The 20,081-nt window shown below is 71.3% G+C and carries 25 protein-coding genes; 17 read left to right on the top strand and 8 right to left on the bottom strand.

The features are described 5' to 3' along the window. On the top strand, positions 1-1,294 hold a 1,294-nt coding region (locus tag QM626_RS08470; RefSeq protein ID WP_415075963.1), incomplete at its 5' end, for a DEAD/DEAH box helicase. A 194-nt stretch (positions 1,295-1,488) separates the two neighbouring features. On the opposite strand, the gene upp is transcribed toward QM626_RS08470, so the two are convergent. Then, complete coding sequence (gene upp / locus QM626_RS08465; protein ID WP_415075961.1) at positions 1,489-2,121, bottom strand: uracil phosphoribosyltransferase; 633 nt, start codon at positions 2,119-2,121, stop codon at positions 1,489-1,491. A gap of 72 nt (positions 2,122-2,193) precedes the next feature. On the opposite strand from upp, the gene tadA reads away from it, so the two are divergent. Continuing rightward, entirely contained in the window at positions 2,194-2,646 is a 453-nt protein-coding gene (gene tadA, locus QM626_RS08460; RefSeq protein ID WP_415075965.1) for a tRNA adenosine(34) deaminase TadA, read from the top strand. On the opposite strand, the gene QM626_RS08455 is transcribed toward tadA, so the two are convergent. Further along, the gene (locus QM626_RS08455) at positions 2,624-3,586 is read right to left on the bottom strand and encodes a cation diffusion facilitator family transporter (protein WP_415075959.1); all 963 of its coding nucleotides are present in this window, start codon (positions 3,584-3,586) and stop codon (positions 2,624-2,626) included. The genes tadA and QM626_RS08455 overlap by 23 nt on opposite strands. 36 nt (positions 3,587-3,622) lie before the next feature. Between QM626_RS08455 and proC the strand changes: the two genes are divergently transcribed. Further along, complete coding sequence (proC, locus tag QM626_RS08450) at positions 3,623-4,453, top strand: pyrroline-5-carboxylate reductase (protein ID WP_415075957.1); 831 nt, start codon at positions 3,623-3,625, stop codon at positions 4,451-4,453. A 7-nt stretch (positions 4,454-4,460) separates the two neighbouring features. On the opposite strand, the gene QM626_RS08445 is transcribed toward proC, so the two are convergent. Next, positions 4,461-5,132, bottom strand: coding sequence for a potassium channel family protein (locus QM626_RS08445; protein WP_415075955.1), 672 nt, complete (start codon positions 5,130-5,132; stop codon positions 4,461-4,463). Beyond that, positions 5,125-6,558, bottom strand: coding sequence for a TrkH family potassium uptake protein (locus tag QM626_RS08440; protein WP_415075953.1), 1,434 nt, complete (start codon positions 6,556-6,558; stop codon positions 5,125-5,127). Before QM626_RS08440 ends, QM626_RS08445 begins: the two co-directional genes overlap by 8 nt. Before the next feature lie 70 nt (positions 6,559-6,628). Between QM626_RS08440 and QM626_RS08435 the strand changes: the two genes are divergently transcribed. After that, positions 6,629-7,030 carry an ArsR/SmtB family transcription factor gene (locus QM626_RS08435; RefSeq protein WP_415075951.1) on the top strand — a complete coding sequence of 134 codons (402 nt, stop codon included), beginning with the start codon at positions 6,629-6,631 and terminating at the stop codon, positions 7,028-7,030. Here the strand turns inward: QM626_RS08435 and QM626_RS08430 are convergent. Then, entirely contained in the window at positions 7,027-7,506 is a 480-nt protein-coding gene (locus QM626_RS08430) for a hypothetical protein (protein WP_415075949.1), read from the bottom strand. The two genes, QM626_RS08435 and QM626_RS08430, sit on opposite strands and share 4 nt — an antisense overlap. A 178-nt stretch (positions 7,507-7,684) precedes the next feature. Here QM626_RS08430 and QM626_RS08425 point away from each other — a divergent pair, with 178 nt between their 5' ends. From QM626_RS08425 to QM626_RS08405, 5 genes are all read left to right on the top strand, one after another. Beyond that, a complete protein-coding gene (locus tag QM626_RS08425) occupies positions 7,685-7,876 on the top strand; it encodes a helix-turn-helix domain-containing protein (protein WP_415075947.1) in 192 nt (63 codons plus the stop codon). A gap of 83 nt (positions 7,877-7,959) precedes the next feature. Further along, positions 7,960-8,058: a 30S ribosomal protein bS22 gene (locus QM626_RS08420; protein WP_003792170.1), complete on the top strand. Its 99-nt coding sequence runs from the start codon at positions 7,960-7,962 to the stop codon at positions 8,056-8,058. A 65-nt stretch (positions 8,059-8,123) separates the two neighbouring features. After that, the gene (locus tag QM626_RS08415) at positions 8,124-8,417 is read left to right on the top strand and encodes a rhodanese-like domain-containing protein (RefSeq protein ID WP_415075944.1); all 294 of its coding nucleotides are present in this window, start codon (positions 8,124-8,126) and stop codon (positions 8,415-8,417) included. Between the two features lie 39 nt (positions 8,418-8,456). After that, positions 8,457-8,732 carry a glutaredoxin family protein gene (locus QM626_RS08410; RefSeq protein WP_415075942.1) on the top strand — a complete coding sequence of 92 codons (276 nt, stop codon included), beginning with the start codon at positions 8,457-8,459 and terminating at the stop codon, positions 8,730-8,732. After that, complete coding sequence (locus tag QM626_RS08405) at positions 8,729-9,028, top strand: Dabb family protein (RefSeq protein WP_415075940.1); 300 nt, start codon at positions 8,729-8,731, stop codon at positions 9,026-9,028. The genes QM626_RS08410 and QM626_RS08405 overlap by 4 nt, the downstream gene beginning before the upstream one ends. On the opposite strand, the gene QM626_RS08400 is transcribed toward QM626_RS08405, so the two are convergent. After that, a complete protein-coding gene (locus tag QM626_RS08400; protein ID WP_415075938.1) occupies positions 8,977-10,188 on the bottom strand; it encodes a mechanosensitive ion channel family protein in 1,212 nt (403 codons plus the stop codon). The genes QM626_RS08405 and QM626_RS08400 overlap by 52 nt on opposite strands. A gap of 88 nt (positions 10,189-10,276) precedes the next feature. Continuing rightward, positions 10,277-11,605, bottom strand: coding sequence for an aspartate--tRNA(Asn) ligase (gene aspS / locus QM626_RS08395; protein WP_415075936.1), 1,329 nt, complete (start codon positions 11,603-11,605; stop codon positions 10,277-10,279). Between the two features lie 73 nt (positions 11,606-11,678). Here aspS and QM626_RS08390 point away from each other — a divergent pair, with 73 nt between their 5' ends. From QM626_RS08390 to ccsB, 7 genes are all read left to right on the top strand, one after another. Continuing rightward, entirely contained in the window at positions 11,679-12,509 is an 831-nt protein-coding gene (locus QM626_RS08390) for an aldo/keto reductase (protein WP_415075934.1), read from the top strand. Between the two features lie 43 nt (positions 12,510-12,552). Further along, positions 12,553-13,188 (top strand): hypothetical protein, encoded by a 636-nt coding sequence (locus tag QM626_RS08385; protein ID WP_415075932.1) that lies wholly within the window; start codon positions 12,553-12,555, stop codon positions 13,186-13,188. Positions 13,189-13,260: 72 nt separating this feature from the next. Continuing rightward, positions 13,261-13,893 (top strand): histidine phosphatase family protein, encoded by a 633-nt coding sequence (locus QM626_RS08380; protein WP_415075930.1) that lies wholly within the window; start codon positions 13,261-13,263, stop codon positions 13,891-13,893. Then, positions 13,890-14,498, top strand: a complete 609-nt coding sequence (locus QM626_RS08375) for a TlpA family protein disulfide reductase (RefSeq protein WP_415075928.1) — start codon at positions 13,890-13,892, stop codon at positions 14,496-14,498. The genes QM626_RS08380 and QM626_RS08375 overlap by 4 nt, the downstream gene beginning before the upstream one ends. Then, on the top strand, positions 14,495-15,232 hold the full coding sequence (locus QM626_RS08370) for a cytochrome c biogenesis CcdA family protein (RefSeq protein WP_415075926.1): 738 nt from the start codon (positions 14,495-14,497) through the stop codon (positions 15,230-15,232). Before QM626_RS08375 ends, QM626_RS08370 begins: the two co-directional genes overlap by 4 nt. Then, a complete protein-coding gene (locus tag QM626_RS08365) occupies positions 15,213-17,018 on the top strand; it encodes a cytochrome c biogenesis protein ResB (RefSeq protein WP_415075924.1) in 1,806 nt (601 codons plus the stop codon). Before QM626_RS08370 ends, QM626_RS08365 begins: the two co-directional genes overlap by 20 nt. A 10-nt stretch (positions 17,019-17,028) precedes the next feature. After that, complete coding sequence (gene ccsB / locus QM626_RS08360; RefSeq protein WP_415075921.1) at positions 17,029-18,054, top strand: c-type cytochrome biogenesis protein CcsB; 1,026 nt, start codon at positions 17,029-17,031, stop codon at positions 18,052-18,054. Here the strand turns inward: ccsB and QM626_RS08355 are convergent. Further along, on the bottom strand, positions 18,036-19,310 hold the full coding sequence (locus QM626_RS08355) for an MFS transporter (RefSeq protein WP_415075919.1): 1,275 nt from the start codon (positions 19,308-19,310) through the stop codon (positions 18,036-18,038). The two genes, ccsB and QM626_RS08355, sit on opposite strands and share 19 nt — an antisense overlap. A 64-nt stretch (positions 19,311-19,374) precedes the next feature. Between QM626_RS08355 and QM626_RS08350 the strand changes: the two genes are divergently transcribed. Continuing rightward, positions 19,375-19,974, top strand: a complete 600-nt coding sequence (locus QM626_RS08350; RefSeq protein ID WP_415075917.1) for a CGNR zinc finger domain-containing protein — start codon at positions 19,375-19,377, stop codon at positions 19,972-19,974. Positions 19,975-20,081: the final 107 nt, after the last annotated feature.

The following is a 20,081-nucleotide window of genomic DNA, read 5'->3' as shown; positions in this document are numbered from 1 at the left end:
GCCCGGCTTTCCGGCCGACGCCGCCACCGACATCCTGCGGCGGCGCCCGCCGCGCACCCGCGCCGGCGGCCTCCCGCACGCCGACGCCGACGACGTCACTCAGATCGTGCGCGGCATCCTCGACCTCGAGCGCAGCTACCTGGCCGTGCAGGGGCCGCCCGGCACCGGGAAGACGCACGTCGGCTCGCACGTGATCGCCCGTCTCGTGCGCGAGCACGGCTACCGCGTGGGCGTGGTGGCGCAGTCCCACGCGGTCGTCGAGAACATGCTCGACCGTGTCGTCGCCGCGGGCGTGCCGGCCGAGCTCGTGGGCAAGGCGCCGAAGGATGCCGCGGCCGCCGTCTCGTTCACCCCGGTGGCCAAGAACGCCCTCGCGGCCTTCATCGCCGACCGCCCGGGCGGGTTCGTCGTGGGCGGCACGGCGTGGGACTTCGCGCACCCGCAGCGCGTGGCCCGCGGCGGGCTCGACCTGCTCGTCATCGACGAGGCGGGCCAGTTCTCCCTCGCCGCCACGATCGCGGTGTCGGTGGCGGCGCAGCGGCTGCTGCTGCTCGGCGACCCGCAGCAGCTTCCGCAGGTCAGCCAGGGCACCCACCCCGAGCCCGTCGACACCTCCGCCCTCGGCTGGGTCATGGCGGGGCAGCCGGTGATCGACCCGCGCATGGGCTACTTCCTCGCGCGCACCTGGCGGATGCGCCCGGAGGTCGCCGCACCGGTCTCGGTGCTCTCGTACGCGGGCGAGCTCGCCGCCGCGCCGGTCACGGCGCACCGCGTGCTCGACGGCGTCGCGCCCGGCCTTCACCCGGTGCCGGTCGTCCACCGCGGCGACGCGGTCTCCTCGCCCGCGGAGGCCGCCGAGGTCGTGCGGATCGTGCGCGAGGTGCTGGGCCGGCAGTGGCGGGATGCCGACGAGCGCGACGGCGTGGTCGCCCCCGCGCCCCCGCGCCCGCTGACGGCGGCCGACCTCATCGTCGTCACGCCGTACAACGCGCAGCAGGTGTGCGTGGAGGAGGCTCTGGACGCCGCCGGCATCAAGGGGGTGCGCGTCGGCACGGTCGACAGGTTCCAGGGGCAGGAGGCGGTGGTCGCGATCGTCAGCCTCGCGGCGTCCAGCGGTCGTGACGCGCCGCGAGGACTGGAGTTCCTGCTGCTGCAGAACCGGCTCAACGTCGCGATCTCGCGCGCGATGCACACGGCGTACCTGCTGTACTCGCCGGGGCTCCTCGACGACCTGCCCCGTACCCCCGACGGCGTGGCCCGGCTGTCCGCGTTCGCCACCCTCGTCGGCGCCTGAGCCGGCATTCCCCCTCGGCCCGCGCGCCCTCGACGTCAGCCCCTCGGCGTCCGCCCCTCGGCGTCCGCTCGCGTTTCGCACAATCTCAGCGATTCGCATGATCTCAGCCGTGTCAGCGCAGACCGGCAGAGGTTATGCGAATCGCGGAGTTTGCGCAGTGCCGGGATGCCGGGACCTGTCGGAATGAGGCGTGCTCAGACCGTGCCGTAGAGCCGGTCGCCCGCGTCGCCGAGCCCGGGCACGATGTATCCCTTCTCGTTGAGACGCTCGTCCAGCGCCCCCAGCACGAGCGTCACATCGCGACCCGCCGTCTGCCGCTCGATGGCGGCGACTCCCTCCGGTGCGCCGAGCAGGCAGATCGCGGTCACGTCCTGCGCGCCCCGGCGGAACAGGAAGTCGATCGCGGCGCCCAGCGACCCGCCGGTGGCGAGCATCGGGTCGAGCACGAAGCACTGCCGGTCGCTGAGGTCGTCGGGCAGGCGCTCGGCGTAGGTCGTCGGCTGGAGGGTCTCCTCGTCGCGGACCATCCCGAGGAAGCCCACCTCCGCGGTCGGCAGCAGCTTCACCATCCCCTCCAGCATCCCGAGTCCCGCGCGCAGGATCGGGACCACCAGCGGTCGCGGCTCGCTGATCCGCACGCCCGTGGTGGTGGTCACCGGGGTCGTGACCTCGATCTCGCTGACGCGCACGCAACGGGTCGCCTCGTAGGCGAGGAGGGTGACCAGCTCCTCGGTGAGCTGACGGAACACCGGCGAGGGCGTGCGGGCGTCGCGCAGCACGGAGAGCTTGTGCGTGATCAGCGGATGGTCGGCGACGTGCAGGCGCATGGGTTCAGGGTAGGGCACCGGCCCTACCCTGGAGAGGTGCCGCTGCCCGTCTCCGCCGTCGATCGCGCCGCCATGGCGCGGGCGCTGGCTCTCGCGGCCGAGGCGGCCGACGTCGGCGAGGTGCCGGTGGGCGCCGTCGTGGTCGACGCCGTCGGGCGGGTGATCGGCGAGGGACGCAACCGGCGCGAGACGGATGCCGATCCCACCGCGCATGCCGAGGTCGTCGCGCTGCGCGCGGCGGCGTCATCCCTCGGCTCGTGGAACCTCGACGGCTGCACCCTCGTGGTGACCCTCGAGCCGTGCCTCATGTGCGCGGGCGCACTGCTGCAGGCCCGGATCAGCCGGGTCGTGCTCGGCGCGTGGGACGAGAAGGCCGGCGCCACCGGCTCGGTGTACGACGTCGTGCGGGATCGGCGGCTGCCGCACCGGGTCGAGGTGGTCGCCGGCGTCGAGGCGGATGCCGCCGCCGCGCAGCTGCGGGCGTTCTTCGACGCGCGCCGCGTCAGTCCTCCGACCGCAGGATGATCTGCTCCGTGGGCGGCGACGCCACGTCGGGCCGGTAGACGTCGGGCTCCAGGTAGATGACGCGTGCGATGGGCACGGCGTCCCGGATGCGGGCCTCGACCGCGTCGATGTCGGCGGCGACCGCGGCGAGCGTGCGGTCCGCGCCGAAGCCGAGCTTGGCGGCGACCAGGAGCTCGTCGGGGCCGAGGTACAGCGTCTTGATGTGGATCAGGCGTTCGACTCCGGGGCCGCCTTCGATCGCGGCGACGATCGCGTCGGCGTCCGCCGGGTTCGCCCCCTCGCCCACCAGCAGGCTCTTGGTCTCGATGCCGAGCACGATCGCCACGAGCACCAGCAGCGTGCCGATCATGAGCGTGCCGATCGCGTCGAACACCGAGTTGTGCGTGATGACGGTGAGACCCACGCCGATCAGGGCGAAGGCGAGGCCGGTGAGGGCGGCGACGTCCTCGAGCAGCACGACCGGCAGCTCGGGCGCCTTGGCCCGGCGGATGAACGACACCCAGGACTGGCCGGGGGTGCGGGAGTGGTTCGACTCCTTCACCGCGGTGCGCAGCGAGAACGACTCGAGGCAGATCGCGATGACGAGCACCAGGATCGGCAGCCAGGCGTTCTCGAGCTCGTGCGGGTTCGTGATCTTCTCGACGCCCTCGTAGATCGAGAACAGGCCGCCGACCGAGAACAGGATGATCGACACGACGAACGCGTACACGTAGCGTTCGCGGCCGTAGCCGAAGGGATGCTCGGTGTCCGCGGCTCGGCGGGACCTGCGTCCGCCGAGCAGGAGCAGCAGCTGGTTGCCCGAGTCGGCGACGGAGTGGATGCCCTCCGCGAGCATCGACGCCGAGCCGGAGAAGGCCCAGGCGATGAACTTGGCCAGGGCGATGCCCAGGTTCGCCGCGAACGCCGCCAGGATCGCCTTGCCACCGCCGGATGCACTCATGCCCCCGAGTCTACGGAGGCTGCGTACATTGGAGGCATGAGCGCACTCCCCCCGATCGCCGTGCTCGGCGCCGGTTCCATGGGCGGCGCGATCCTGCGGGGCGTCGTCGCCTCGGGGCTCGCCGACCGCATCGCCGTCACCAACCGCCGCGTCGCCACCGCCGCCCCCCTGTCCGCGTTGCCCGGGGTCACGAGCCTCGCCATCGAGGAGCGGCCCGACGCGAACGCCGAGGCGGCGGCATCCGCCGACATCGTGCTCGTGGGTGTGAAGCCGGCGCTGGTGCCGGACCTGCTCGCGGAGATCGCCCCGCACCTGCGCCCGGGCGCGATCGTGGTGAGCATCGCGGCGGGGGTCACGATCGCGACGTTCGAGCGGATCCTCGGGCCGGATGTCGCGGTGCTGCGGTCGATGCCGAACACGCCGGCGCTGGTCGGCAAGGCGGTCACGGGGCTGTCGGCCGGCAGCAACGCCGGACCGGAGCAGGTGGCGCTCGTGCGGGCGCTGTTCGAGACGGTCGGCACGGTCATCGAGGTGCCGGAGGCGCAGATCGACGAGCTGTCGACGATCTCCGGCTCGGGACCCGCCTACGTGTACCTGCTGATCGAGGCGCTCACCGCGGCCGCAGAGGGCAAGGGCTTCGCCCGCGACGACGCGCGGGTGATGGCGGAGCAGACCTTCATCGGCGCCGCCGCCCTGCTGGCGGCTGCGGGAGAGGACCCCGCCGAGCTGCGCCGCCGCGTCACGAGCCCTGCGGGCACGACCGAGCGCGCCGTCGCGGTGCTGCAGGACGCGCATCTCGACGAGCTGTTCGCCAGGGCGACCGATGCCGCCCTGGTCCGTGCGAAGGAGCTCGCCGCGGGTGCCTGAGCGGGGGTCAGCGGTCGAGGGACGCGAAGCGCTCGATGTCGCTGTTCGTGCCCGACACGATGATGAGGTCGTGGTTGGTCACGACGGTGTCGGCCTCGGCGTAGCGGAACGGCTTGCCGGGGCTCTTCACGCCCACCACGGTCACGTTGAACCGTGAGCGGACGCCGGACTGGTTCAGGCCCACACCGCGGATGAACTTCGGCGGGTACATCTTGGCGAGCACGAAGTCGTCGTCGAAGCGGATGAAGTCCAGCATCCGCCCGCTCACGAGGTGCGCGACGCGCTCGCCGGCCTCGCGCTCGGGGTAGATGACGTGGTTGGCGCCCACGCGGGCGAGGATCTTGCCGTGCGACTGGGACACCGCCTTGGCCCAGATCTGCGGCACCTTCAGGTCGACCAGGTTGGCGGTGATGAGCACGGACGCCTCGATCGAGGAGCCCACGGCGACGACGGCGACCTGGAAGTCCTTCGCGCCGATCTGGGTGAGCGCGTCGATGTTCTTGGCATCGGCCTGCACCGTGTGCGTGACCCGGTCCGACCACTTCTGCACGAGCTCCAGGTTCTCGTCGATGGCGAGCACCTCGCGGTCGAGACGGTCGAGCTCGCCCGCGCACGCGGCGCCGAAGCGGCCGAGCCCGATGACGAGCACGGGCGCGTCGGTGCGGATCTGCTCAACCAACGATCGGCCTTTCCACCGGCAGCGCGTAGAGCTGCGAACGGGTCGACGCGGCCACCGCCGCGGCGAGAGTCACTGTACCAACGCGCCCCATGAACATCGTGGCCGCGAGCACGTAGATCGCGGGGTCGGGCAGGTCCTGGGTGAGCCCGCTCGACAGGCCCACCGTGGCGAAGCCGGACACGACGTCGAAGAGCACCTCGTCGACCGGCGCCTTGGTCAGCTGCGCGATCGTGATCGTGGAGACGGCGACGATCGTCGCGCCCCAGGCGACCACCGAGAGCGCCACCCGCTGCACGTCGCTCGGGATGCGGCGGCCGAACGCCTGCACCGACGGGCGGCCCTTCGCCTCCGACCAGACGCTGAGGGCGAGCACGGCGAGCGTCGTCACCTTGATTCCGCCGGCGGTGGATGCCGAGCCGCCGCCGACGAACATGAGCATCGACCCGACCAGCAGCGACGAGCCGTGCAGCTGCCCGATGTCGACGACCGAGAACCCGCCCGAGCGGGTCATGGCCGACAGGAACATCGACTGGAACGCGGTGTCCCAGGCATCCATCCCGCCGAACGTGGCCGGGTTGTCGTACTCGAGCGTGACGAACACGGCGGCGCCGGCGAAGAACAGGATGACGGTGGTGATCAGGGTCAGCTTGGTGTGCAGCGACCAGCGGCGCACGTGCCACTGGTGCCGCCAGAGCGTGAAGATCACCGGGAACCCGATCGACCCGAGGAACACGCCGATCATCAGCACCGACATGAAGACGTAGTCGGTGGCGAAGGGCGTGAGGCCGTTGGCGTTGGGTGAGAACCCGGTGTTCGTGAACGCCATCGCGGCGAAGTAGGGCGCCTCCCAGATGGCGGTGACCGGGTTCACCCCGCCCACCAGCAGCGACGGGTAGAGCAGGATCGCCAGCCCCGCTTCGATGACCACCGTCGACAGCGCCACGGTGCGCAGCAGCTGGCCGACCTCGCCGAGCCGCACCGTCTGACCCTCGTTGACCGGCCCGCCGTGCACGCGCAGCGGGTTGGTGTCGCCGGCCGCGATGAGCTTGGCACGCAGCCCCAGCCGCTTCGAGATGATCATGCCCAGGATCGAGGCGAGGGTCAGCACGCCCAGGGCGCCGATGTTGACGCCGACGTAGATGAGCACCTGACCGAACGGGGACCAGTGCTCGCCCATGTTCACCGTCGACAGGCCGGTGACGCAGATCGTCGACACCGCGGTGAACACGGCATCGGCCAGCGGTGTGACCTGGCCGTCGGCGGACGCGGCCGGCAACGACAGCAGCGCCGTGAACAGCAGCACCAGCGCGGAGAAGACGAGGATGGCGAAGCGCGCCGGCGACGAGGTCGTGAACGCGCGGGCACCGTCGGCGACACGATCCCAGTTCCGGGCCCATCGCCGCTGCCAGGCCGCCGCGCCTGCCATCGCCGGTGCTCCTCCCCGCGATCGACGCGCTGTCGTGGAACAGCGGCGACCGCACGGCTAACCTAAGCACATGGCGGACATCTTCGGCGTGATCGCGGACGCGACCAGGCGTGACATCCTCCGGCTGCTGCTGGACCGGTCCGCGGTGGGCGAGCAGGGAACGAGCGTGTCCCACATCGTCACCCAGCTCGGCGTCAGCCAGCCGACGGTGTCCAAGCACCTCAAGGTGCTCCGTGACGCCGAGCTCGTCTGGGTGCGGGAGGACGGTCAGCACCGCTACTACAGCCTGTCGGCGGCGCCGCTGGTCGAGGTCGAGGACTGGCTGCTGCCCTTCGAGGACGCCGCGGACGGCGGCGTCCCGATCGTGTCGCTGCCGGTCTCAGCGGCTCATGCCGCCGAGGTCGTCGGCCGTGCGGCCGCGTCGGTGAACCATGCGGTCGCCTCGGCGCTGCGGCGGCTGCCCGGCCGCTAGGAGTCCGCGTCCGAGCCGCTGCTGTCGGATCCGTCGTCGGGGCGGGTGGGCACCGTGCCCTGCTCGCCCGTGCCGGAGCCCGGTCCGAACTGGGATCCGTCGCCGCCCGGGAACTCGCCCTGCTCGAACGTCGTGCTCACGGTCTGCGAGCTCCCGAGCGCCCAGCCGGCCCACATCCCGCCGCCGAAGATCAGCGCGACGGCGAGCACGCCGCCGCCGATGATCGCGGCGATCACGCCGCGGCGGCGCTTCGGCGTGGCGTTCGCCGGGGCAGCCGGCGCCGCCGCCTCGACGGCGACCGGGTGGTACACGTCGGTCACCGGCTCGGCCGCTTCGGCGGGGGTGGTGAGATGCGTGGTGGGGGCGGAGTGGAAGTCCGAGGCGTACGCCGCCTCGGCGGCCTCCGCGGCGGAGCGCGGAGGAAGCGGCGGCAGGACGGTGGTCCCGCCGGTGGAGGATGCAGTGGTATCGGACATGCTTCTACTCTCGGCATGCCGGCTTCGATGCAGGCATGTCCCGGATATGTGATCGCTATGCGAGAAGGCCGCCACGATCCGTCACAGCGGCCACATAGGTTTACACGCGTCGCGCGGACCTCTACGCTGTCGAACAGCGCGCAGCGGCGCGTGATCGCAGCAAACAGAAGGACCTCGGATGCCGGATCTCGCCGACACGCGCTTCCTCACCGTCGCTGAGGTGGCCGAGATCATGCGCGTCTCGAAGATGACGGTGTACCGGCTCGTCCACGCCGGCGAGCTGCCCGCGGTGCGGTTCGGGCGGAGCTATCGCGTGCCGCAGAGCGCCGTCGACGAGCTCGTGCAGCGACCCGTCGCCGACGTCGGCTAGACTGTTCCGAGGCATTTTTTCCGATTGCCCGATCCCGGGAGCAGCGAGGCTGCGCCCAGACCCCTGACGTAGTGAGGTTTTCCGTGGGTTCTGTCATCAAGAAGCGCCGCAAGCGCATGGCGAAGAAGAAGCACCGCAAGCTGCTTCGCAAGACTCGCCACCAGCGCCGCAACAAGAAGTAAGCGGCATCCGACACCGAGCGCCTGTCCTGTGGACGGGCGCTTCGTGTTCCGTCAGGAGGGGATCGATGAAGTCCATCACCGTGCAGCAGCTGCGCGAGCGCGACGGGGTTCCGCTCGTCGACGTGCGTGAGCCGGATGAGTACGCCGGAGGCCATGTCCCCGGCGCGGTCAACCTGCCGATGTCCACCATCGGCGACCATCTCGACGAGCTGCCCGACGGCGCGTTCGACGTGATCTGCCAGCTCGGCGGTCGCTCGGCCCGTGTCGTCCAGGCGCTCGAGGCCCGCGGCTACGACGTCACCAACGTCGAGGGCGGCACGGGCGAGTGGGTCGCCGCCGGCTTCCCGGTCGAGACCTAGGCCGAGCCCGTATGCCCCGCCGGGGATACGATTGATCCCGTGACCACCATCACGATCATCGGCAAGGACGGCTGTCATCTCTGTGACGTCGCCGTCGGTGTCGTCGAGCAGGTGCTCGCCGAGCTCCCCGCGCAGCAGGCGGACCTTGTCGAGGTCGTCGAGATGTCGATTCAGGACGATCCCGCGCTGTACGAGCTGTGGTGGGAGAAGATCCCCGTCGTGCTCATCGACGATCGCGTCCATGCCCATTGGCGCGTCGCGCCGGAGCGGCTGCGGCTGGCGCTCGAGGCCGCGGTGAAGGAGCCGGCGCAGTGACGATCCGTCATATCGTCGCGTGGCAGCTCGCGACCGGCGACACGGCCGAGCGCGCCGCGCAGGCCGCGCGCATCACCGCGGAGCTGGGGGCGCTCCGCGGGGTCGTGCCCGAGATCCTCGAGATCACCGTCGGTCCGGACATCGTCGGCGACGGCAACTGGGACGTGGCGCTGATCGTCGACGTCGCCGACCGCGCCGCGCTGGACGCGTACCAGCGGCACCCCGCCCATCAGGCGGTCGTCGCCTACGTCCGCTCGGTGGTCTCCGGTCGCGTGGCGGTCGACGTCGAGGTCTGATCCTCCTCCTCCGGCTCGGACCCGACCACCGGGATCGCCTGGGTGAAGGTCGACGCGCGGGCCTCCGCCGCCGCGCTGCCGGTGAACAGCCCCGCCTCGCCGGTGGGTGTGGGCTCGTGCATCACGTGCTTCTCCGGCTCGGTCATGAGCACGCGCTGCACCGGCAGCCCGGCGGGCATCGCCTGCTGCATCCAGGTGACCATCGCCTCGCGCACCAGGCACCGCAGGTCGAACAGCGTCGGGGCGTCGCTGGCCGTGACCAGGATCCTCACCCGCACGTAGCCGCCGACCGCGTCGGTGACCTGCAGCACGCTGGCCCGGCCGTCCCAGAGGTCGGTGTCGGCGAGCACCTGGTCGAGACGTGCGCGCATCCGGCTGGGGGAGATGCGCCAGTCGAGGTCGAGCTCGACGGCGCCCAGCAGCTCGGAGCCCTGCCGCGTCCAGTTCTGGAACGGCGTCGTGGTGAAGTAGGTGCACGGCAGCACGAGTCGCCGCTCGTCCCACAGGTCGAGCACGACGTAGCTGAGGGTGATCTCGCCGACGCGACCCCACTCCTCCTCCACGACGACCACGTCGTCGACCCGCAGCGCGTCGCTGAACGCGAGCTGGAGGCCGGCGAAGATGTTCGCCAGGACCGACTGCGCGGCCAGACCCGCGATGATCGACGCGATGCCGGCGGAGGCCAGGACGCTGGCGCCGAACGTCTGCACCGCCGGGAAGGTCAGCAGGATCGCACCGATCGCGAGGATCACGATCACCGCGATCACGAGCCGCCGCAGGATGAGGGTCTGCGTGCGGATGCGGCGGGCCACCCGGTTGTCGGGCACGTCGATGCGGTAGCGCCCCAGCGTCAGGTCGGTGGCGAACGCGACGAGGGCGGCCAGCAGCCACGCGGCGACCGCGATCACCAGGATCGTGAAGGTATGGTCGAGCGTCGAGGTCCAGCCGGCATCCGGGAAGGCGACGGTCACCGCGATCCACAGCGCCACCACCAGCGCGAGCACCCGGAACGGACGCCTCGCGCGGGTGACGAGCGCGGTGGGCCAGGCGCGACGGCGGGCGATGAGACGCACCGTGAGGGCGACGACGACGGTGAGCACGATCGCGGCGGCGACCGCGACCGCGACGGCGATGGCGAAGGCGAGCCAGGAATCGAGCATGGTCCTCCTCGGGTCGGGGAGGGCGCCACGTTACCGGCTGTCGCTGAGCGCACCCCCGGGGTTGCGCGTCACGCGAACGCCGGGGGCCTCAGGGCGCGAGCCGGGTGGGGCCGCGGAACAGGAACGTGACCTCGCGGATCGAGGACTCGCCCAGAAGCAGCATCAGCACGCGCGCGAGCCCCATGCCGAAGCCGCCGTGGGGCGGTGCGCCGTAGCGGAAGAAGTCGAGGTAGAAGTCGAGGTGGGCGGGGTCGAGGCCCTTCTCGCGCGCCTGCTCGACCAGCACGTCGACGCGGTGCTCGCGCTGCGCGCCGGTCGTGATCTCGACGCCGCGGAACAGCAGGTCGTAGGACTTCGTCAGCCCGGTCTCGGCATCCCGCATGTGGTAGAACGGCCGGATCTCGCGCGGGTAGTCGGTGATGAACACGAACTGGTGACCGTAGGTCTCCTGCACGTGCGCCGAGATCTGCCGTTCGCCCTCCGGGTCGAGGTCGCCGTCGGTGCGCGGGATGACGTAGCCGCGGGCGGCGACGATCTCGCGGGCCTCGGCCAGCGGGATGCGCGGGAACGGGAGGGCGGGAACGACCACCTCGATCCCGAACAGCTCCTCGATCTCGGCGCCGTGCGTGTCCTTGACCGCCTGGATCGCGGTCCGCAGCAGCTCCTCCTGCATCCGGGCGACGTCGTCGTGCGAGTCGATCCAGCTGATCTCGGCATCGATCGAGGTGAACTCGGTGGCGTGCCGCGAGGTGAACGACGGGTCGGCGCGGAAGGCCGGGGCGATCTCGAACACTTTGCCGAATCCGGCGGACTGCGCCATCTGCTTGAAGAACTGCGGGCTCTGGGCCAGGTAGGCGGTCTTGTCCTCGAAGTAGTCGAGGCTGAACAGCTCGGCGTTGGACTCCGACGGGCTCGCCATGAGCTTGGGGGAGTGGATCTCGATGTAGTCGCGCTCGACCCAGTAGGTGCGCATCGCGTGCTCGAGCGTGGTCTGGATGCGGAAGATGAGGTTGTTGCGGCGCTGGCGCAGGTCGAGGAAGCGCCAGTCCATGCGCTTGTCCAGGCCGCTGTCGGCGGCGATCGGGGTCTCCGGGTCTGCGGCCGCGGCGACCGTGAGCGTGGCGACCCTCACCTCGACGCCGCCGAGCTTCACGCGCTCGTCGTGCGTGAGGGCGCCGGTGACGGTGAGGAACGTGCCGGTCGCGAGGCCGGAGACGGTCTCGGTGAGCGCGAAGGACGCCGCGTCCTCGTCCGGCTCGCGGGTGGCCGGGTTGACCAGCTGCACCGCACCGGTCTCGTCGCGCAGGATGACGAACTGCACCTTCTTCTGATCGCGGACCGTCTCGACCCATCCGGACACCGTCACCGGCCCGTCGGGAAGGGTCTGCAGCTGGTTGATCAGGACGCGTTCGCTCACGGGGGTCCAGTCTACGGGGGCGCTGCTGGCGGTCCCGGCGCGCATGTCGCCGCAGGGGTGGCAGGCTGGAACGATGACGGTTCCGCAGATCACGCTCAACGACGGCCACACCATCCCCCAGCTCGGCTTCGGCGTCTTCCAGATCGACCCGCCCGAGACGGAGCGCATCGTCACCGATGCGCTCGAGATCGGCTATCGGCACATCGACACCGCCGCCGCGTACGGCAACGAGGAGGGCGTCGGCCGCGCGCTCGCCGCCAGCGGCATCCCCCGCGACCAGCTGTTCGTCACCACCAAGCTGTGGAACGCCGAGCAGGGCGCCGAGACCACCCGCCCGGCGTTGGAGCGGAGCCTGGCCAAGCTCGGCCTCGACCACGTCGACCTGTACCTGATCCACTGGCCGCGGCCCGACCTGGACCGCTACGTGGCGACGTGGCGGGTCTTCGAGCAGCTGCAGGGAGAGGGCCTGACGCGCTCGATCGGCGTGTCCAACTTCCACCGGCCGCATCTGCAGCGGCTGGTCGACGAGACCGGAGCCGTGCCCGCGGTCAACCAGATCGAGCTGCACCCCGCCTTCGCCCAGCACGAGCTGCGTGCGTTCGGCGAAGGGCTCGGCATCCGCACCGAGGCCTGGGGACCGCTCGGTCAGGGCAAGTACGACCTGTTCGGCGACCCCGCGATCGTGCGGGCCGCACAGGCGCACGGGGTCACCCCGGCGCAGGTCGTCATCCGCTGGCACCTGCAGCAGGGCGTCATCCTGTTCCCCAAGTCGGTCTCGCGCGAGCGGATGGCGGCGAACTTCGACGTGTTCGGCTTCGAGCTGACGGACGCCGAGACGGCTGCCATCGACGGGCTCGACCGCGGTTTGCGCGTCGGCGCCGACCCGGACACCGCGACGTTCTGACCCGCCCTCGACGCGCCGCACGGGCGAGTCATAGGTTGGGGTCATGGCGGCACGGCGTGGTCTGCAGCTCTCCTGGGTCGTCGGCGGAAGCCTGCTGATCGCCTCGGCGACGGCGGCGATCGCGGCCCTGTCCGGCGGCGCGTCGACGGCGCCGGCGAGCGTGGTGGGCGGCCTGTTGTTCGCCGCCGCTGCGCTCGTGCTCGCGCTCGGCATCCCGGACGGCCGGCGCGTCGCCGGGGCGAGCCGGCTGGGCGCCGGCGCGGTGATCGTGTTCGGCTGCTGGCCGGTCGTGATCGGCCTCGTCGACGGTGTGCTGGCGAGCGTCGGCGACCTCGGACCGGTGATGGTCCTCGGCTACCTGGACATCGTGATCCGGCTCGGTGCGGGCATCGTCGCCGTCGTCATGATCGCCCGCGCCGCGGATGTGCCGTCGCGGTGGCGGTGGGCGCCGCTGTGGGGGCTGGTCGCTGTCGTCGCCCCTCAGGTGCTGATCCAGCTGGCGGCGGCGGCCGTGCCCGCCGAGCAGCTGCTGTCGTTCGTGGCGGTGGTGGGTGCTGTGCTGAGCGTGATCACGATCGTGGTGCCCGCGGGGCTGGGCGTGCTGGCGATCGTGTACGCGCGGCATCCGGTGGAGCGGGTGGTCCCGGTGTACGGCCCGGGCGCGGGCGAGCCGTCATGAGCCGCGGCGTCGCCGTCCGCGTCCAGCCCACGCTCAGCGTCCTCTTATGACCCGTCCACGTAAAATCGTCTGGTGTCCGCCGATCGCCTGCATCTCGTGCGCCACGGGGAGGTCCACAACCCCGCGCACGTGCTGTACGGGCGACTGCCCGGATACCGGCTCAGCGTCGACGGCCGGCGCATGGCCCGGCAGGCCGCCGAGTATGTGCGCTCGCTGCAGCGTCCGGTCTCGGCGCTCATCTGCTCGCCGTTGCAGCGCACGCAGGAGTCCGCGGAGCCGTTCGTCGAGCTCTTCGGCATCCCGCCCGTCCTCGACGAGCGCGTGATCGAGCCGACCAACGTCTTCGAGGGACGCCGGATGTCGCGGGCGCTGCGCAACCCGCTGAACTGGCGGCACCTGATCCGTCCCTCCGTCCCGAGCTGGGGCGAGCCCTATGCGGAGGTCGTCGGGCGCATGCGCGAGGCCATGACGCAGGCGTGGGATGCCGTGCCCGCCGGCGACGTCGTGATCGTCAGCCATCAGCTGCCGATCTGGGTCACCCATCTGCAGATGAACGGCGAGCCCCTCAAGCACGATCCGCGTCGGCGCCGCTGCGCCCTCTCGAGCGTCACCAGCTTCCGGCGTGACGCGCGCGGCCTGTGGCGCGAGGTCGACTACGCGGAGCCGGCGTCCACCGCGGGCTCCGTGGATGTGGGGGCGGTATGACCGGTGTGCGCTGGCCGAGGCGGATCGCCGCCGCGGCGATCGTGGTGGGGCTGGCCGCCGCGCTCGCGGCGTGCGCGAACGACGACCTCGCCCAGCAGTACCTGTCGGGATCGGACCAGGGCTTCATCTCCGGCGACTTCCAGGTGCAGGAGACCGATCCCGCCGACCGCGGGGAGCCGATCGTGTTCACCGGGACCACGCAGGACGGCGACACGGTCGGCAGCTCGGACTACGCGGGGCAGGTGCTCGTCGTGAACTTCTGGTACGCGGCCTGCGGTCCGTGCCGCGCCGAGGCGCCGCAGCTCGAGAAGGCCGTGTCCGCCGTCAGCGACGAGGACGTCTCCTTCCTCGGCGTGAACATCTACGACCAGCCGCAGACGGTGTCGTCGTTCATGGCGACCTACAGCATCAGCTACCCGAGCATCATCGCCGTCGACGACAGCGCCGTGAACCTGGCGTTCGCCGACGCCGTGCCGCTGACGGCCGTGCCGGTGACCCTCGTCATCGACAAGGAGGGGCGCATCGCGGCGCGCATCGTCGGGCAGCTGACGGACGCGTCGATCCTCACGACCCTGGTGAACGACGCCGTCGCGGAGACCTCGTGACCGGCATCGTGGCGGGCGGCGCGCTGTGGCTCGCGGTGCCCATCGCGATCGCGGCAGGACTCGTGTCGTTCCTCTCGCCGTGCGTGCTGCCGCTCGTGCCCGGCTACCTCGGGTTCCTCGGCGGAGCCGTCGCTCCGCGCGCCGGCGGGCGGATCGGCCGCGGACGGCTGGTCGGCGGCGTGCTGCTGTTCATCGCCGGCTTCACCGTCGTGTTCATGGCGATGAACATCGTCGGCGGCGCGTTCGGCGTGTTCTTCCTGACCTACAAGGACCCGATCACGCGCGTCATGGGCGGGGTCATCATCCTGCTCGGCCTCGTGTTCATCGGGCTGTTCGGCTTCGCGCAGCGCACCCTCAAGCCGCAGGTCAAAGGCAACCTGGGACTCGTGGGCGCGCCGCTGCTGGGCCTGGCGATGGGACTCGGCTGGGCGCCCTGCATCGGCCCGACGCTCGCGGTCATCCTCAACATGTCGTTCGACCAGGCATCCGCCGGACGCGGCGCGCTGCTGGGCCTCGCGTACTCGCTGGGCCTCGGCATCCCGTTCGTGCTCATCGCGCTCGGCTTCGGGTGGGCGACCCGCTCGGTCGGATTCGTGCGCCGCCACATCCGTGTCTTCAACATCGTCGGCGGCGTGCTGCTGATCGTGCTCGGTGTGCTCATGGTCACCGGCATCTGGGGAGTCGTCATGTCCAACCTGCAGGGGGTGCTCGCCGGTGTCACGCCCGCGCTCTGAGAACGAGACCGTCGACGAGGCCGACCCGCTCCGGCCCGCCGACCACGTCGACGGCACCGCGGAGACCGTGGAGGTCGACGACGACGGTCTGATCGTGCAGCCCCGGCTGGGCGTGCTCGGCTGGCTGCGGTGGGCATGGCGACAGCTGACCAGCATGCGCACGGCGCTCGTGCTGCTGCTGCTGCTGGCGATCGCCGCGGTGCCGGGGTCGATCTTCCCGCAGCGCTCGGCCGACCCGAACGGCGTCACGCAGTACTTCGCCGACAACCCCGACCTCGCGCCGATCCTCGACAAGATCCAGATATTCGACGTCTACGGCTCGGCCTGGTTCTCGGCGATCTACATCCTGCTGTTCGTCTCGCTGATCGGCTGCGTCATCCCGCGCACCGTGCACCACTGGAAGGCGCTGCGCTCGCGCCCGCCGCGCACCCCGGCGCGGCTCTCCCGCCTAGCCGACCACACCGCCGTGACCGTCACGGTCGCCCGCGAGGACGTCGCCACCGCCGCCGAGACCGCGATCGGCGATGCGACGGCGCTGCTGCGCAGGGCACGCTATCGCATCGAGCGCTACGACCGCGGCGGCGTGGTGTCGGTGTCGGCGGAGCGCGGCTATCTGCGCGAGACGGGGAACCTGCTGTTCCACGTGGCCCTCGTCGGCGTGCTCATCGCGGTCGGCGTCGGCGGGGCGTACACCTACACCGGGCAGCGGGCGATCATCGAGGGCACCTCGTTCACGAACGCGTTGACCTATTACTCGTCGTTCAACCCCGGCCGGTTCGTCAACGCGGCGCTGCTGTCGCCGTACTCGATCACGCTCGACAGCTTCGACGTCAGCTACGTGCCGTACGGCGAAGCCGGCTCCGGCCAGGCCGGTGACTTCGACGCCCACGTCACCACCACCGAGCCCGACGGCACGTCCACCACCGGCGACGTGCGGGTGAACCACCCGCTGCAGATCGGCGGCGACAGCGTCTACCTCATGGGCAACGGCTACGCCCCCACGATCACGGTGCGCGACGCCGACGGCAACGTCGTCTTCCACGACTCGGTGGCCTTCCTGCCGCAGGACAGCAACATGACCTCCCTCGGTGTCGTGAAGGTGACGGACGGGCTGAGCGAGCAGCTGGGGCTCGTCGGCTACTTCTACCCGACCGCGCAGCCCCTCGACGACGGCACGTACACCTCGGTGTACCCCGACCTCGTCTACCCGATGCTGAGCCTGAACGTCTACGCCGGCGATCTCGGCATCGACGACGGCACGGCACGCTCGGTGTACACCCTCGACCCGACCGGCATGACCCAGCTCGCCGGCCCCGGCACCGACACCGACGCGATCCAGCTGCTGCCGGGGGAGACGGCCGAGCTGCCCGACGGGCTGGGCACCATCACGTTCGAGAACGAGTCCCCCGACGCGAACCCGCTGAGCACGTCCACCGACACCGACTACTCCCAGTCGGTGAAGCGGTACGTGTCGCTGTCGATCCACCACGACGTCGCCGCTCCCTGGGTGCTGCTGTTCGCGGCGATCGCGGTGGCAGGGCTCCTGCTGGCCCTGTTCGTGCCGCGCCGGCGCATGTGGGTGAAGGTGACCCCGCGCGACGGCACGCTGCGCATCGAGTACGCCGGCCTCGCCCGCGGCGAGGACCCGACGCTCGCGGGCGCCGTCGCCCAGCTCGCCGACCGCCATGCGCAGGCGCTGCGCCGCGCACCCGACGTGTTCACCGTCCCGGACGCCGCCGCGGCGCCCCGGGCTGCCCGCCCCGCCGCCAAGCGGCCCCGGATCTAGACTGAGGCCCATGTCCGATCTCTCGCTCGACAACGTGTCGGTGCTGCTCATCTGGACCGCGATCGCGATCTACGCGCTGGCGTTCGTCGCGTACACGGTCGACCTCTCCCGCCGAGGTGCGCAGGCGGTCCAGGCGCAGGACGCGCGGGAGCGCGAGCTGGTCGGCGTGGGTGCCTCCGGCCGCGAGTCGATCGACGCGGTGCGCGTCTCGCAGGATCGCGCCGCCACGGCGCTCGCCGCCCGGGGCGCGAAGCGGGACCGGCCGCTGTGGGCGCGCATCGGCACCTCCCTCACCTGGCTGGGGCTCGTCTTCCACGTCGGAGCCGATGTGACCCGCGGCATCGCCGCCGGGCGGGTGCCGTGGTCGAACATGTACGAGTTCTCGATGACCGGCACGATGCTGATCATCGCGGTGTATCTCGCAGTGCTGTTCCGCTACGACCTCCGGTTCCTCGGGGCGTTCGTGACCGGCTTGATCGTGGTGCTGTTGGGCGGGTCGTCGCTCCTGTGGGTCGAGGTGACGCCACTGTCCGACCCGCTCAAGAGCGTGTGGCTGGTCATCCACGTGTTCGTCGCCTCACTCGCCACGGCCCTGTACGCGCTGGCCTTCGCCCTCTCGGTGCTCCAGCTCCTGCAGACCCGGCGCGAGCACCGCGCGATCAACGCCGCCCCGGATGCCGCCCCCGCCAGGGTGCGCCTGCGGTTCCTCCGCATCCTGCCGTCGTCGGAGGCGCTGGAATCGCTGGCCTACCGGTTCGCGATCATCGGCTTCATCTTCTGGACGTTCACCCTCATCGCCGGCTCGATCTGGGCCAACAGCGCATGGGGACGCTATTGGGGCTTCGACACCAAGGAGGTGTGGACCTTCGTCATCTGGGTGCTGTACGCCGGCTACATCCACGCGCGCGCGACGCGCGGCTGGCGCGGCACGCGCTCGGCGTGGCTGTCGATCATCGGCTTCGCCGCGGTGATGTTCAACTTCACGATCGTGAACCTCTTCTTCAAGGGGCTGCACGTCTACAGCGGCATCGAGTAGGCCGTCGTACGCTCCGGGATGGCGACCTCGGCGAGGTCCCGGATGCGGGGCAGCGGCGACAGCGCGACCCACACCACCGTCCCCAGGCACAGCACCGCGCCGACCGCGAGGCCGGCGCGCGTTCCGAGCCATTCGCCGACGAACCCGCCGGCGGCGGAGCCGAGCGCGATCGTGCCGTAGGTGATCCAGCGCAGGCTGGCGCTCACGCGGCCCAGCATGCCGTCGGGGGTCCGGTACTGGCGCAGGGTGACCAGCAGCACGCTCGAGGCCGCCACGCCGTAGCCGTTGAGGGCGCACACGCCGCCGAGCGCCCCGATCACGCCGGCGACGCCCCACGATGCGTCGACGAACGGGATCACCAGCAGCGCCGTGCACTCCACGATCGCGCACCAGAGGATGACCCGTCCGGCGCCGAGCCGCCGCACCGCGCGGCGGGCGGTGACGGCGCCGAGGACGCCGCCGGCGGCGCCGATCGCGAACACCGCGCCGAGACCGACGGCGTTGAGCGCCAGCTGCTGCACCGCGTGCAGCGTCAGCAGCACCTGGACCCACTGCGCGAACGGGTTGTACAGGGCGGAGAAGCCGAGGTTCGCGATCAGATACCGGTCGCGTCCGACGAACCGGAGTCCTTCCCGCAGCGCCCGCACGAACCCGACGCTCGGAGCGACCGACTCGCGTGCCCGGATCCGCAGCAGCGACGCCGCCGACGCGGTGTACAGCAGCGCGGACACGATGACCGTCCCCGGCGCCGAGAGCGATTGCACCAGGACGCCGCCGAGCCCCGGTCCGCCGACCTGCATGGTCGAGACCGTCGCGGTCAGCCGGGCGTTGGCGCCTTCGAGTCGATCGGCGGCGACCACCGCGGGCACGAACGACTGCCCCGCCACCTCGAACACCACCAGGCAGCATCCCGCCGCCGTGACCAGCACGAGCAGGACGCCGAACGAGAGACCCCCCGACAGCGCGACGGCGCCCACGAGGGCGACCGCGACCGCACGACCGGACACGGCGGCGACGAGCAGCGGTCTGCGACGCATCCGATCCACCAGCACTCCCAGCGGCAGCGCGAGCAGCAGGAACGGGAGCCATCGCGCGACGCCGATCCATCCCAGGTCGGCCGCCGAGGCGTGCAGCGCGAACACGGCCACCAGCGGGATCGCGAACTCGCCGAGCTCGTCGCCGAGGGTGGCCGTGGCCTCGGATGCCCAGAGACGCCGGAAGTCCCACCCATCGCTAACGTGCGAATTGGTCTTCATGCATTAGATAGTGGCGAAGACCGGCCTCATGCGCAAGACCCGGTTCAGGCGTTAGGATCGGCCTGTGACCGAATCCGTCGTCCCCTACGAGCGCCAGCGAGAATTCGCCCGCATCGGGGGCGACGCGAGCCTCGATCTGATCAACACGGTCTCGTGGCGCCTGAGCCCGACGCGGCGCATCGAGCATCTCGGGACGAGCGACGACCTCCGCCGCTGGGCGCAGCAGACCGGTGTCGTGACGGCGGCGGAGGGCGCGGCGCTCCCGCTGGATCCGGACGAGGTGGCGCGGGTGGTCCTCCTCCGCGAGGCGTTCTACGAGCTCGCGTTCCAGGACGGGCCGTCGGAGCCTCTCACCGCCGCCTACGACGACGCGATCCGGGCCGCGCGTCTGATCCCCGGCGCCGACGGATGGATCTGGGAGCTCCCGGTCGATGCGGCGCTGATCCGGCGACGCGTGGCGCTCGCGATGGTCGACCTGCTGCGCGGCGCGGGAGCCGGACGACTGGGGCAGTGCGCCGATGCCGACTGCGGCTGGGTGTTCCGGGACACCTCGCCGCGTCACAACCGGCGCTGGTGCGTGGCGGAGGACTGCGGCAATCGCAACCGGGCCCGTCGGTTCTACGCCAAGACGCGCGCGTCCGTCGTGCCGGTCAGCAGCGCGTAGCACCGGCTCAGTCGCGCGAGCCACCAGTCGCGGCGCGCCGGCGCGGCGGCGAAGCGCGCCAGCAGGTCGGCGTCCGGCTGTGCGCGGCGCACCGCGATGGCGCCGTC

Source organism: Microbacterium sp. (genome assembly GCF_047606385.1).
Classification (GTDB): domain Bacteria; phylum Actinomycetota; class Actinomycetes; order Actinomycetales; family Microbacteriaceae; genus Microbacterium.
This window is presented reverse-complemented; position numbering and strand designations above follow the sequence as displayed.

Bases quoted from the DNA above. Each gene is read 5' to 3' on its own strand.
- upp (WP_415075961.1), bottom strand. From the start codon at position 2,121: ATGCGCCTGCACGTCGCCGACCATCCGCTGATCACGCACAAGCTCTCC.
- tadA (WP_415075965.1), top strand. From the start codon at position 2,194: ATGGCGCGGGCGCTGGCTCTCGCGGCCGAGGCGGCCGACGTCGGCGAG.
- QM626_RS08455 (WP_415075959.1), bottom strand. From the start codon at position 3,586: ATGAGTGCATCCGGCGGTGGCAAGGCGATCCTGGCGGCGTTCGCGGCG.
- proC (WP_415075957.1), top strand. From the start codon at position 3,623: ATGAGCGCACTCCCCCCGATCGCCGTGCTCGGCGCCGGTTCCATGGGC.
- QM626_RS08440 (WP_415075953.1), bottom strand. From the start codon at position 6,558: ATGGCAGGCGCGGCGGCCTGGCAGCGGCGATGGGCCCGGAACTGGGAT.
- QM626_RS08435 (WP_415075951.1), top strand. From the start codon at position 6,629: ATGGCGGACATCTTCGGCGTGATCGCGGACGCGACCAGGCGTGACATC.
- QM626_RS08430 (WP_415075949.1), bottom strand. From the start codon at position 7,506: ATGTCCGATACCACTGCATCCTCCACCGGCGGGACCACCGTCCTGCCG.
- QM626_RS08425 (WP_415075947.1), top strand. From the start codon at position 7,685: ATGCCGGATCTCGCCGACACGCGCTTCCTCACCGTCGCTGAGGTGGCC.
- QM626_RS08415 (WP_415075944.1), top strand. From the start codon at position 8,124: ATGAAGTCCATCACCGTGCAGCAGCTGCGCGAGCGCGACGGGGTTCCG.
- QM626_RS08400 (WP_415075938.1), bottom strand. From the start codon at position 10,188: ATGCTCGATTCCTGGCTCGCCTTCGCCATCGCCGTCGCGGTCGCGGTC.
- QM626_RS08390 (WP_415075934.1), top strand. From the start codon at position 11,679: ATGACGGTTCCGCAGATCACGCTCAACGACGGCCACACCATCCCCCAG.
- QM626_RS08385 (WP_415075932.1), top strand. From the start codon at position 12,553: ATGGCGGCACGGCGTGGTCTGCAGCTCTCCTGGGTCGTCGGCGGAAGC.
- QM626_RS08375 (WP_415075928.1), top strand. From the start codon at position 13,890: ATGACCGGTGTGCGCTGGCCGAGGCGGATCGCCGCCGCGGCGATCGTG.
- ccsB (WP_415075921.1), top strand. From the start codon at position 17,029: ATGTCCGATCTCTCGCTCGACAACGTGTCGGTGCTGCTCATCTGGACC.
- QM626_RS08355 (WP_415075919.1), bottom strand. From the start codon at position 19,310: ATGAAGACCAATTCGCACGTTAGCGATGGGTGGGACTTCCGGCGTCTC.